The organism is Sphaerospermopsis reniformis, from assembly GCF_005402885.1.
Classification (GTDB): Bacteria; Cyanobacteriota; Cyanobacteriia; order Cyanobacteriales; family Nostocaceae; genus Sphaerospermopsis; species Sphaerospermopsis kisseleviana.
Genome location: NZ_BJCE01000177.1, coordinates 1 through 11,323 on the forward strand (window position 1 = coordinate 1; position 11,323 = coordinate 11,323).

Sequence of the window (11,323 nt, forward strand, 5' to 3'; positions counted from 1 at the left end):
GCGTTACTCACCCGTCCGCCACTAACTCCTAAGAGTCCGTTCGACTTGCATGTGTTAAGCATACCGCCAGCGTTCATCCTGAGCCAGGATCAAACTCTCCGTTTTGTTAAGTTTGTTTAGCTCTTTTATTTTTGTTTTACTTCCGAATTCCTTTTTTATCGCCAGAATTCGTTAGTTAAATTTCTTTGACGAGGAATGGTCGTCTTTTTTCTTTCAAAGTATTATTTTGTCTCGGTTCAGTGGTGGGCTTCGTTTGCCTCACCTCATTTAATATAGCTGACCTCTCTGGGAATGTCAACTACTTTTTCAAAAATTTTTTAGACTTTTTGGGGAATGGGTTGAAAGCTTTACTGGAACAGGGTTTGGTGCTGTTGGGACTACCATTATTTGTGCAGAGGGGAGGAGAAAGGGTTGGATTTTGTGATCTATTTGAGTTTTTGAAGTGGTGAGGTTAATTTGCTGATGTGGTCAAATTTGCCAAAATATATCTGTAAGCTAGGATCAGTGGGCATTCAGGATGGTCTTTTGGGGTTCAGGATGGAAGGTCTGCTGGTTATATATCAAATAAATAGGAAGGATGTATGGATAGCAATAACTGGTTGGAACAGTTAATGATGTTAGGTTTAGGAACTACATCTTTGGTTGCTGATAAGCTTAAACAGGTAGGTGATGAATTGGTGAAGGATGGGAAGTTGAATCCTGAGCAAGCTAAGGTGGTGATGGATGATATTGTGCAGCAGTTGAAGTCGGAGCAGGGTAATTGGGAAGTGCAGATGCAACGGCAGATGCGGAATATGATGCAAGATTTGGGGGTTGCTCGTCAGTCTGAGGTGGATGAACTGCGGGGAAGAATTGATCGTTTGGAGCGTCAGGTGCGGGATTTGGAAAATAAGCTGTGGCGTTAGAGTGCGGATTGTGTTTTAAACTGGTTTCTGTCCTGTTGGTAATCTGTTTACCAAGCTACCTATATAGGGAGGGCTGATTTTGAAAGGAATTTTTTTGAGCGTGGTATTCATGCTGGTGTGTGTTGTGGCTTTGGTATTAGCACAAATGGGTGGTAATCAGGATACTGCTGTTGCTGCTAAGTTAAGTCACAATCCACCAGTTTCCACTGCTGTAATTGAAGAAAAAACTACTCTAGTAGCGAGCAATATTATGTCTGATGCGAATGTCGTAACTACTTCCTCTGGACTACAGTATATTGAATTAGCAAAGGGGGATGGTGAAGCTACTCCTCAAAAGGGACAAACGGTTGTAGTTCACTATACTGGTACTTTGGAAAATGGGAAGAAGTTTGATAGTTCACGCGATCGCGGTCAACCTTTTAGTTTTAAAATTGGTATAGGACAAGTCATTAAAGGTTGGGATGAAGGTCTGAGTACAATGAAGGTGGGCGATCGCCGTCAGTTGATTATCCCTTCTGAGTTGGGTTATGGTGCGCGTGGTGCTGGTGGTGTGATTCCTCCTAATGCTACTTTGATTTTTGATGTGGAATTGTTGGATATTAAATAAAATTTGGTGATGGGTAATGGGTAATGGGTAATGGGTAATGGGTAAACCAATTACCGATTATCAATTACCTGTTATTATTAATAATTGTTTGGTCTAGCTAGGTTTTTGAATTTTGTAAATTGAGGATCAAATAATAGTTTTACTGTTCCTGTTGGTCCGTTACGGTGTTTGGCTATGATGACTTCTGCTATTCCGCGATCTGGTGTGTCTGGTGAGTAATATTCGTCGCGGTAAAGCATGATGACTAAATCTGCATCTTGTTCGATGGAGTTATGAACAATGATGTTATTGGCGACAAAGTTATGTAAATTGGGAACTGTTAAGTCAAATACTTCTTCTTCTCTATCTGGTATGATTGCGACAATTTTATCCCAATCAGTCATGGTTTGTTTACCCGAAATAGATAGATGTCTTGGTAAACATATATGTTGTTTAGGACTTAACTCATCTAGTTTTTTCCAACCATGAATTGTGAGGAATTTGTGATTAGCAGTTGCTCTAATTTTTCTTCCTAGTCGAGTTTTTAAGGTAAATACAGGTTTGATACCTGTAGAAAAAGCGTTACTCACAATAGCTTTTTCTAGCTTCATTGTTTTTTCATTCAATGCCCAAACTGCAAAACCAGATTTACCTACTAATTCTTTAATTGGTACTTGTAATCCAGTATCTGCTAAAGTGATTAAGCTATCACCTGTTAAACAACCAGATTCTCTTAAATCTGACAACATCGGGCGTTTATTAGTCCTTGCTTCTACTCCCCGACTTAACTGTGATAGGGCAATTACTGGTACTGATAATTCCCTTGCTAAACCTTTTAAAGAACGGGTAATTTTTGATAGTTCTTGTACGCGATTATCTCCTGCGCCTTCCATTAATTGTAGATAATCTATTATTATTAATCCTAGTTCTGTGTTCTGTTGTGCTTGGAGTTTTCGCGCTTGACTCCGCATTTGTGTAACTGTAATATTGGGAGTGTCGTCAATAAAAATGGGCATTTCTGAAAGCATACCAATTGCACGACCTAAAGAGTCCCATTGGGTTTGGCTAATACGTCCACTTCGTAAATAACCGCTTTCAATTTGGGCTTCACTGGCTAATAGTCTTTGTACTAGCTGTTCTTTTGACATTTCTAAGCTGAATACTGCGACTGGTAATTTATAACCTGCGGCGATGTTGTGAGCTAAGTTCAAGCAAAATGCTGTTTTTCCCATTGATGGTCTGCCAGCGACGATGATTAAATCAGAACGCTGAAAACCGCTAGTCATGGCATCTAAATCATAAAAACCGCAGGGAATACCAGGTAAAGCAATGCCTTCATGTCTTTTTTCAACGTCTTGGAAGGCGTTAATTAATGTATCTGCTATGTGAACTAAACCTGATTCTGGTTTTTCTTGAGTAATACTAAATACTTTCTGTTCTGCTTGATCTAAAACTATGGGTAATTCTGTTTGTGTCTCGAAACCTAGTTGTACAATTTCGTTACCTGCTTTGATTAATTGCCGTCGCAGGTATTTTTCCATGACTAATTCTGCTAGGGCATCTATGTTAACTGCTGAAACTGTACGATCTACTAGGGTGGCTAATTTATTTCTGCCACCAATGCGGGTTAGTTTATCGTTGTCTGTTAACCAACTGGTGAGGGAAAGTAAGTCTGTGGGTTTACTTTGGGCGTGAAGAGTGAGGGCGGCTTGATAGATTTCTCTATGGGCGTTAATATAAAAGGCTTCGGGAACAAGGCGATCGCGTACTCTTCCTATAGCTTCTGGATCTAGGAGAATACCCCCCAAAATCGCTTCTTCTGCTTCGATGTTTTGGGGTGGGAGACGATCGCTGCCATCACCTTGAAAACTTAGTTCTTCAGCCATAAGCAATTTAGGATTTATCAGCAGGATTTAAATATTAGCTTCAAGCTTAACTTGGTAGTTTGCAGGTAAAAGGCAAAAGGCAAAAGGCAATACTTAATTTTCTTCATTACCCTATAACCTTCTTACCTGTCACCTGTCACCTGTCACCTGTCACCTATCTTAGCTGGCAACAACTTCGATATCAATTTGGGCTGTTACTTCAGAGTGCAGCTTGATTTCGGCTTTGTATGTACCCAGGTGGTTGATATCAGGAATGGTGATACCACGTTTGTCAATTTCTTGACTGGTAGCTGCTTTAATTGCATCTGCTACATCTTGGGTGGTGACAGTACCGAAGATGGCTTCGTTTTCGCCTACTTGCTTGGCAATTGTTAATTTAGCAACTTTTTCTAGGGCTGCTTTTTGCTCTTGTGCTTGTTGTTTAAGTTCTAGTTGACGTTGACGTTCTTGTTCACGACGGCGTTCTACTTGTCTTAAAATACCGGGGGTAACTTGAGTAGCTAGACTCTGGGGAATGAGATAATTACGAGCATAGCCGGGAGCTACATCCACTAAGTCGCCGGATTTTCCCAGCTTGCTCACATCTTTTGTTAATACTAACTGCACTCGTTTGGCCATTGTTTTTCTTTTTTCCTGTAAAATCTCGTTAAATTAGGTGTCAGCAGGATAGGTTACAAAAGTGTAGCTTGACGAGAAGCGACTTTGTTTATATCCCAAAGACTAGATATTTTAACGAATTATGGGGGGCGATCGCAACACTCAATCCCCAAAAACTTTGCCCAATATTTGCTCAATATATTTGAGGACTTACGTAAGATTGGACTAAAAATCTGATTATTTCTGGGGGAGTAATTCATGAATTACCGCTATTTTGCTTCTGTTTTGCATCAGTCCAGATATTTTATAAGTTAGGTAAATTCTCTGTTGCTTTTTGTGTAGATATTTTGCGCTATTGATCGGCAATATTGAGAAAATAAACAATTTTTGAGTTGTGGTGACATAAAAATTACAATCACTATTATAATAGTTGCAGTTATTTAACACACATTACCATGAGTTCAAAGATTAAGGATTTACAGGCAAGTTACGCTAAAACTCGCTTGCTGCTTGCGTTGTGGGATTTGGGAGCAAGTCAGCAGAAGGTAGCTAAGGGTAAATTAGGCAAGCGGGTAGTGTCTAAGGGTCAGAAGATGGCGGACTATCAGGGTATTTTAGAGGATTTGGAAGCACAGGGAGCGATCGCTGTCTCTAAAAAAGGTTCTGCTATTAGTTATACTCTCACATCACCAACTGGTTTAGAGGTGTTGGGTGCGGGTTTGCGTAGTAAAGAGTTTAAGTTTGAGGGAACTATTGTTGGTACTTGGGCTGCTAATGCACTGTTGCGGTGGATAAGTGATCTTAATGTTGTGTTAGGTGCGCCGGTTGCGTCTGGTAATGGGGTTAAGGGTGGGGTTATTGGTTCTTATGAGGAGTTTAAGACTGTAGCTTTAGATGTTTATGATAAGTTGAATTACGAATATAACCTGGATGATTTAGTGCCTATTTATCGCATTAGAAGAGAAATAAGTGAACGAGTTAGCCGCGAAAAATTCAATAAATGGCTGGTAGAAATGCAAGCTGATGATATTTTGCAACTGATGACAGGAGAAATACCAGATTTTACCCCTGATAAACGGGAAGATTCAATTTCTATACCTGGGACACAACTACGTTCTTATGCTAAACGCTTGATTTAATCAAATTATTTCTAAACTTTTTCGTTCCTGACACCTAAGAAATTATCATGACAAATACCCCTGTTTCTGCCATAGAAGCTGTTAACGCCGCTATCAATAGTCATAATCCATTTACTAACGCTGGAATTACTCAACAACAGAATATTTGGGGAAAAGGATTTCCCGATGTACCTACTTTAAATAGTCATGCTTCTAATAAAGTTTTTAAAGCCATCGAAGTTGTCAAGAAAAGTAAATCTAGTCAAGATAAAGTAACCTCAATTGCGATCACTGCACAAAAGGGAGTTGGTAAAACGCATCTCCTTAGTCGTATTCGTCATGAACTAGAAAAAGTAGGCGGCGCTTTATTCGTTTATTCAGGTGCTAGTAACTATACAGACTTAAATTTAGTGAAGTACCAATTCCAGCAAACTTTAGCAGATAGTCTCAGTAAAACTGGTAGTCAGGAAGTAATGCAGTGGCAAGAAGTAGCCGCAGCTATGGCCAATGAAGGTAAAGAAAATGCACTCAGTCCAGCAGAGTTAGTCAAAAAATTTGACCAAGCCTATAAAAGTAGTTTGACTAAAAATAAAAATCTCATGAATGCCCTGCAAAAACAGGTGATTAAAAATAAACCTGATGCAGATCCCTACATTATTCGAGCTATTTTGTGGACACTTTCAGAAACCCAAGCCCCTTTTGCAAGTAAATGGTTATCTGGAGAGGAATTAGCTCAATTAAATGCTGATGAATTGGGATTACCTAATCCTAGTAAAACTCCTCAAGATAGAGAAGCTGAAGCTCTTAAAAATATTCAGCAAATTTTAAATTTAGTGAGTTTTTATAACCCAGTAGTTATTTGTTTTGATGAAATCGATGTTTACAACAACTCTACTGAGGATGGTTTGCCCACAGAATGCGTAATTGCTAATTTAGTTAAAATTCTCCATGACACTCTGGAAAACTATGAACTTAGCCAAGGCATTGTTATTCTCACTGTAATGATGCCTGAAATATGGACTAACAAGATCAAGACAATACCAGGTGGTACACCTGACAGGATTTCTAAATTTACACAAGGTAACCCACTAAATTTAGATAGTATTAATGCTGGTTATATGGTTGAATTAGCAACTGTTTGGTTAGGAGAATATTACAGTTCAAAAAATTTAATTCCTCCCCATCCACTTTATCCATTTGAAGAAAGTCAACTTAGAGAATACGGTAAAAATAAACCTAGTGTTAGGGAAGCTTTGCGATGGTGTGCAGATAATTTTAAGGTTGAAGAAGAAATACTTCCTAGTGATCCTTTGGAAAGGTTTGAACTAGCCTTTACAAGAGAAAGTGAAGCAAGATTTGAAGAATATATAGAGGATGCTGCTCTTATTGCTGAAGCTCTTTATTTTGGCTTTAGCACTTTAAAAGGACAAACATTAGAAGGAGTAATAATTGAAGAAATTACCAAAGATATTTTACCTAAATCCAAGAATAACAATTTTATAAAATTCAAAATTATCGGTAATGAAAATGGTAAAGAAGTAAAAATTGGTGTAGCAGTTGTCCAAGATTCTCAATTTACATTAAATGCAGCTTTAAGACGGTTAAATGACTATCATACTTTTGATTTAACACGTGGTTGTTTAGTGCGTTCTAAATCCAAAATAAAACAAATGCAAAAAAAATCAGCAACATATAGGTTGTTTGATGAATTGATTTTACAAAAGGGGGGAGAAAATGTAGATTTAATCGAAGAACAAATACGCCCATTGATAGCGATTTTCAATCTTTATCAAAAACAACAAAATTATCAATTAACAGAAGAACAGATTTTTGATATTATCTCTAAGCATAATATTACTTTTGATAATCTCTTATTGAGAGAAATATTAAGTGATCCATCGGGTAATATGCCTGATGTTGATGATGAAGATATTATAGACGAATTTCTTACTTCTTCAAATATGAATGAAACAGAAGATGCTGATGATTTAAGTGATTTATTTGGTTAATTAATTATGAATAAATCAATTTCAATTTATAACGCCTTGTGTTTACCTGCTCCTGATGTTGAAGCTTTAATACAAGGGCAAATTATTACTGCTTTACCTCAGAAATTACTAAATTTGGGGCAAATATTCGCCCTTTATCCTGTTGATATTTCTACAATAGGAATAGATAAATATTACAGTTCAAGTTTTTTAGCTACTACTCAAAGTGTTAACAATCAAGTTAATTATGAGGAAGTTACAATTAAATCCTGGGCTAGATGTGAATTTTTAGAAATTCCAGATAAATCTAAACAACTAGATATTTTATCTCAATTAACCATCTGGAAACCAGAAAGATTTGAAAAAATATTACAAAACCGTCCGCATTTTTTTCTGGCCTATTTAAGAGTTTATCATTTAGATAAACCTTATGAAATTCCAGCTATTCCCAATATTCAAGAAAAACTAGGAAAATTTGCACCCTTACCTAATAACATTTCTGTATCTGAAGCTAAACCCGTATTAAGTGATCATGTATTTAATCAGCGTAAACAACAACTAGAAAACCGCCAACCTCCCCTACATCCTGAACTAGAAGAATTACAAATTTTATTATTAGCTATCGCTAATAATAACCTAGTAGCACAACAATTAGAACAGGAAATTAGAGTATTTTTAGGATGGAGTAGCAAACAAACGACAAATACACTAAAATCTGATTTAGCTTGGATCAAAACCATAGCAACTTTAGGAGATAGAAGTATAGAATTTGAAGAGAAAAAAACTAACTATCAAGCGGGTACAGATTTTGAAAATATCTCCCGTAAAAGTTTAGAATTTTTAGGATTTAAAGTAGAAGAATCTTGTAAAGGAGGTGCGGGAGGTTTAGATTTATATTGTTCTCAACCTTATCCTTTAGTGTGCGAATGTAAAGCAGGTAGAAGCATTCCAGATCGTGCAGTGGAAGAATTAGATAGAATTGGTAAAAGACATCTGCAAGAAAATTATCTGCAAGCATTACGTTTAATTATTGGACCGGGTGAACCTACCAAACAACTAAAAGAGTCTTTAATTAAATCTGCAAAACTATCAAAAACCAGTGTGATTAAAGCTATGACATTACAAAAATTAGTAGAACTAAAAGCCAAATATCCAGGTGCTATAGATTTGATGGAATTAAAAAAATATTTAGAACCGGGGCAAATAGATGATAAGATTAACGAATATATAGAGAAAGTAGAACAAGAAATAAAATTGCGATCGCACATTATCCAACTCGTCAAAAATTATCTACAAAATGCAGGAATAGAATCTACAGGAGTTGATACTTTACATGGTGCATATTTCGGATCACATCCACCACAACCATTAAAACCTGAAGAAATGCACGAAATATTAATAGAACTTTCATCACCCCTAACCGGTTACTTAGGAAGAGAAAAAGGAAATGACTGGAAAAACGATAAATTCTACTACCTACGCGATTTAGCAATATAAAAATAACTCTTCTTTCTTCTTCTTTTATCTTCACGCTCTTGGTGTCTTAGTGGTTCGTTTCCTCAACCTATGCCAAAGTTAAAACACCTGCTGAAAAATTCACCACCAAAGGTAAAAACTCCAACCACTCTGAACCCAACAAAATCTCCGTCAACTCATCACCAGCATAAACAGGAATTTCATACTCTTGGTTATCAAACATCACCTTACCTAAATATCTTTTAAAATTAATTTCACCCTGAGCAGTTCGCAAAATTTCTTTATCTATATACTCCCATTGGAGACTATCTAAATCTTGCGTATTAATAGCCATCAACCCTGTAAAACCTGTATCGAACAAAGCATCCACAGGTAAATTTAAACCATCATTAGTAATTAATTCAATCTCAAAAAATAACTGCTTCCTCTCACCAAAATACCCTCGTATCATATTCTCCCAACTGCTCCCGATTCATTCAAGCAAAAAACACAGTGATCTGTATTGGTGAACTTTTCCCGTGCTTTTTTATGTGCAACTTCTTTATCTTGATCAATCACATAATCACCACTATTTAGCTCAATGGCAATATACCAACCATAATGATCTTTGATCAACTCAGGACGTAATTTTTCAAAAATAGCTCTATAAAGTTGATGTTCTGCTTCATTCTCAGCTTTACGTCTAGCTAATTCTTCCGGTGAGAAAGTCAATTCTGGAAAAATTCTTCCTCTTCTTCTGGGTGGTTTTGGTGTTAGTTGAGTCATAATGTTAAACTCCGATTTTTAATTATTTTAATTGTATCAAAAATTATCCCAAAGTCAAAACATCTGCTGAAAAATTCACCATTAAAGGTAAAAACTCCAACCACCGCGAACCTAATAAAATCTCTGTTAACTCATCACCAGCATAAACAGGAATTTCATACTCTTGATTATCCAAAATCACCTTACCTAAATAAAGATCAAAAGCTTTTTGTCCTTGCGCTATTATCAATTCTTGTTCACGCAGAAATTGCCAATTCAAAGCTTCTAAATCTTGTTTATTAATAGCAAGAAAGCCTGTAAAACCAGTATCAAACATAGCATCTACAGGCAGATTGAAACCATCAGTAGTGATTAATTCAATTTCAAAAAATAATTGACCTCCATCACCAAAATAACCCTGTATCATATTCTGCCAACTGCCCCAATTTCATTTAACCTAAACATACAATGTACAGCATGAGGGTGTTTATCCCGTGCTTGTTGACTGGCAACTTCTATGTCTTGATCAATGAAATAATCACCGCTATCTGGTTCTACGGCAATATACCAGTTATAATGTTCTTTCATTAATTCTGGACGGACACGCTCAAAAATTGCCCGACAGCGTTTATGAAATGCTTCTTTTTCTGCTTTACGTTTTGCTAACTCTTCAGAGGATAAAGTCAGTTCTGGAAAAATTCTACCTCTTCTTCTTAGTTGTTTGGGTGTTAGTTGAGTCATGGTTTTAAACTCCTATTTTTAATTATTTTAATTGTAGCAAAAAATCACCCTAAAGTTAAAACACCTGCTGGAAAATTCACCATTAAAGGTAAAAACTCCAACCACCGTGAACCTAATAAAATCTCCGTTAATTGATCTCCAGCATAAACAGGTATTTCATACTCTTGATTATCCAAAATCACCTTACCGGAATAAATATCAAATACTTTTATTCCTTGTGCAGTTCGCATTCTTTGTTCACTAATAAATTGCCAATTCAAAGCATCTAAATCTTGTTTATTAATAGCAATAAAGCCTGTGAAACCCGTATCTAACAAAGCATCAACAGGCAAGTTTAAGCCATCATTTGTAATTAATTCAATCTCAAAAAATAACTGCCCCTCATCACCAAAATAACCCTGTATCATATTCTACCAGTTACCCCAGTTTCATTAATGCGAAATAGAAAATGTATCACATTAGGATGTTGCTCCCGTGCTTTTTTACTAGCAATTTCCATATCCTGATCAATGAAATAATGACCGCTATCTGGTTCTACAGCAATATACCAGTTATAATGTTCTTTCATTAATTCTGGACGGACACGCTCAAAAATTGCCCAACAACGCTGATGAAAGGCTTCTCTTTCTGCTTCACGTTTTGCTAACTCTTCAGGGGATAAAGTCAGTTCTGGAAAAATTCTGCCTCTTCTTCTTGGTGGTTTGGGTGTTAGTTGTGTCATGGTTTTAAACTCTAATTTTCACTATTATTATGGTATCAAAAACTGAGTTTGATGTCAAAATGTTAACTTATGTTTTGATTACAGTTCAAATACAACCAGTTGAAATTTTTACATCTTATAATTAAGGCAAGATTAAACAACAGGGAATCTCTACCAAATTTAACTTCAATAAAAGCGAAAATTGGGAGTGAGAATAATGAGACACATACTCAGGAACTTTTGGCAAGAGGATGATTATATAACTTGGTTAGACAAGATTCAAAATAGCCCAGCAATTAATATTTTACAATGGGATAATGTGCAGAATTTTCTAAACTTATCAAGTTCTGGAGAAATTCTCATCAAACAAATAACTAAAACTATCAGCCTAAAACAGTTCATAGCGATAGTCAAAGAATATGGCTATAGTTTTACAGAACAAGAATTAGCTTGGGTAAGCTGTTGTGCAGCTAGATTGTATAATAGGGAATTAAGTAACTAAGCGATCGCTTCTGAATTATGCCAGCAAAAAACCATCTGTCTCAAGAACAGAGAGAAAAGCTCTTAAAACACCTAAAAGAG

At 36.4% G+C, this 11,323-nt stretch carries 14 protein-coding genes and 1 rRNA gene; 6 read left to right on the plus strand and 9 right to left on the minus strand.

The window, feature by feature from the left end; translation table 11 throughout:
* Positions 1-105, minus strand: a 16S ribosomal RNA gene (locus FFR48_RS19970); the annotation flags it as partial.
* A 476-nt stretch (positions 106-581) separates the two neighbouring features.
* On the opposite strand from FFR48_RS19970, the gene FFR48_RS19975 reads away from it, so the two are divergent.
* A complete protein-coding gene (locus tag FFR48_RS19975) occupies positions 582-905 on the plus strand; it encodes a phasin family protein (protein ID WP_096571264.1) in 324 nt (107 codons plus the stop codon).
* A 79-nt stretch (positions 906-984) separates the two neighbouring features.
* Positions 985-1,512 carry an FKBP-type peptidyl-prolyl cis-trans isomerase gene (locus FFR48_RS19980; protein ID WP_096571262.1) on the plus strand — a complete coding sequence of 176 codons (528 nt, stop codon included), beginning with the start codon at positions 985-987 and terminating at the stop codon, positions 1,510-1,512.
* 77 nt (positions 1,513-1,589) lie between these two features.
* Here FFR48_RS19980 and dnaB read toward each other — a convergent pair whose 3' ends face one another.
* Together dnaB and rplI are read right to left on the minus strand one after the other, a co-directional pair.
* A complete protein-coding gene (dnaB, locus tag FFR48_RS19985) occupies positions 1,590-3,377 on the minus strand; it encodes a replicative DNA helicase (RefSeq protein ID WP_096571260.1) in 1,788 nt (595 codons plus the stop codon).
* Positions 3,378-3,536: 159 nt separating this feature from the next.
* On the minus strand, positions 3,537-3,995 hold the full coding sequence (gene rplI / locus FFR48_RS19990) for a 50S ribosomal protein L9 (protein ID WP_096571258.1): 459 nt from the start codon (positions 3,993-3,995) through the stop codon (positions 3,537-3,539).
* Positions 3,996-4,429: 434 nt separating this feature from the next.
* Here rplI and FFR48_RS19995 point away from each other — a divergent pair, with 434 nt between their 5' ends.
* The 3 genes from FFR48_RS19995 to FFR48_RS20005 are packed head-to-tail and all read left to right on the plus strand — an operon-like array spanning position 4,430 to position 8,577.
* Positions 4,430-5,113, plus strand: coding sequence for a hypothetical protein (locus FFR48_RS19995; protein WP_096571256.1), 684 nt, complete (start codon positions 4,430-4,432; stop codon positions 5,111-5,113).
* Between the two features lie 47 nt (positions 5,114-5,160).
* Entirely contained in the window at positions 5,161-7,101 is a 1,941-nt protein-coding gene (locus FFR48_RS20000; RefSeq protein ID WP_137668590.1) for a P-loop NTPase fold protein, read from the plus strand.
* 6 nt (positions 7,102-7,107) lie between these two features.
* Entirely contained in the window at positions 7,108-8,577 is a 1,470-nt protein-coding gene (locus FFR48_RS20005) for a DUF1802 family protein (protein ID WP_137668591.1), read from the plus strand.
* Positions 8,578-8,644: 67 nt separating this feature from the next.
* On the opposite strand, the gene FFR48_RS20010 is transcribed toward FFR48_RS20005, so the two are convergent.
* From FFR48_RS20010 to FFR48_RS20035, 6 genes are read right to left on the minus strand one after another with little or no spacing between them, the layout of a single operon-like run.
* The gene (locus FFR48_RS20010; protein ID WP_137668592.1) at positions 8,645-9,007 is read right to left on the minus strand and encodes an aspartyl protease; all 363 of its coding nucleotides are present in this window, start codon (positions 9,005-9,007) and stop codon (positions 8,645-8,647) included.
* Positions 9,004-9,321 (minus strand): hypothetical protein, encoded by a 318-nt coding sequence (locus FFR48_RS20015; protein ID WP_096571251.1) that lies wholly within the window; start codon positions 9,319-9,321, stop codon positions 9,004-9,006. The genes FFR48_RS20010 and FFR48_RS20015 overlap by 4 nt, the downstream gene beginning before the upstream one ends.
* Positions 9,322-9,364: 43 nt before the next feature.
* Positions 9,365-9,727 carry an aspartyl protease gene (locus FFR48_RS20020; protein ID WP_137668593.1) on the minus strand — a complete coding sequence of 121 codons (363 nt, stop codon included), beginning with the start codon at positions 9,725-9,727 and terminating at the stop codon, positions 9,365-9,367.
* Complete coding sequence (locus FFR48_RS20025; protein ID WP_096571248.1) at positions 9,724-10,041, minus strand: hypothetical protein; 318 nt, start codon at positions 10,039-10,041, stop codon at positions 9,724-9,726. The genes FFR48_RS20020 and FFR48_RS20025 overlap by 4 nt, the downstream gene beginning before the upstream one ends.
* A gap of 44 nt (positions 10,042-10,085) precedes the next feature.
* Positions 10,086-10,448 carry an aspartyl protease gene (locus FFR48_RS20030; protein WP_096571246.1) on the minus strand — a complete coding sequence of 121 codons (363 nt, stop codon included), beginning with the start codon at positions 10,446-10,448 and terminating at the stop codon, positions 10,086-10,088.
* Complete coding sequence (locus FFR48_RS20035) at positions 10,445-10,762, minus strand: hypothetical protein (protein ID WP_137668594.1); 318 nt, start codon at positions 10,760-10,762, stop codon at positions 10,445-10,447. Before FFR48_RS20035 ends, FFR48_RS20030 begins: the two co-directional genes overlap by 4 nt.
* A gap of 196 nt (positions 10,763-10,958) precedes the next feature.
* Here FFR48_RS20035 and FFR48_RS20040 point away from each other — a divergent pair, with 196 nt between their 5' ends.
* Positions 10,959-11,243: a Nif11-like leader peptide family natural product precursor gene (locus FFR48_RS20040; RefSeq protein ID WP_137668595.1), complete on the plus strand. Its 285-nt coding sequence runs from the start codon at positions 10,959-10,961 to the stop codon at positions 11,241-11,243.
* Positions 11,244-11,323 lie beyond the last annotated feature (80 nt).

Bases quoted from the DNA above. Each gene is read 5' to 3' on its own strand.
- FFR48_RS19975 (WP_096571264.1), top strand. From the start codon at position 582: ATGGATAGCAATAACTGGTTGGAACAGTTAATGATGTTAGGTTTAGGA.
- dnaB (WP_096571260.1), bottom strand. From the start codon at position 3,377: ATGGCTGAAGAACTAAGTTTTCAAGGTGATGGCAGCGATCGTCTCCCA.
- rplI (WP_096571258.1), bottom strand. From the start codon at position 3,995: ATGGCCAAACGAGTGCAGTTAGTATTAACAAAAGATGTGAGCAAGCTG.
- FFR48_RS19995 (WP_096571256.1), top strand. From the start codon at position 4,430: ATGAGTTCAAAGATTAAGGATTTACAGGCAAGTTACGCTAAAACTCGC.
- FFR48_RS20000 (WP_137668590.1), top strand. From the start codon at position 5,161: ATGACAAATACCCCTGTTTCTGCCATAGAAGCTGTTAACGCCGCTATC.
- FFR48_RS20005 (WP_137668591.1), top strand. From the start codon at position 7,108: ATGAATAAATCAATTTCAATTTATAACGCCTTGTGTTTACCTGCTCCT.
- FFR48_RS20010 (WP_137668592.1), bottom strand. From the start codon at position 9,007: ATGATACGAGGGTATTTTGGTGAGAGGAAGCAGTTATTTTTTGAGATT.
- FFR48_RS20015 (WP_096571251.1), bottom strand. From the start codon at position 9,321: ATGACTCAACTAACACCAAAACCACCCAGAAGAAGAGGAAGAATTTTT.
- FFR48_RS20020 (WP_137668593.1), bottom strand. From the start codon at position 9,727: ATGATACAGGGTTATTTTGGTGATGGAGGTCAATTATTTTTTGAAATT.
- FFR48_RS20025 (WP_096571248.1), bottom strand. From the start codon at position 10,041: ATGACTCAACTAACACCCAAACAACTAAGAAGAAGAGGTAGAATTTTT.
- FFR48_RS20030 (WP_096571246.1), bottom strand. From the start codon at position 10,448: ATGATACAGGGTTATTTTGGTGATGAGGGGCAGTTATTTTTTGAGATT.
- FFR48_RS20035 (WP_137668594.1), bottom strand. From the start codon at position 10,762: ATGACACAACTAACACCCAAACCACCAAGAAGAAGAGGCAGAATTTTT.
- FFR48_RS20040 (WP_137668595.1), top strand. From the start codon at position 10,959: ATGAGACACATACTCAGGAACTTTTGGCAAGAGGATGATTATATAACT.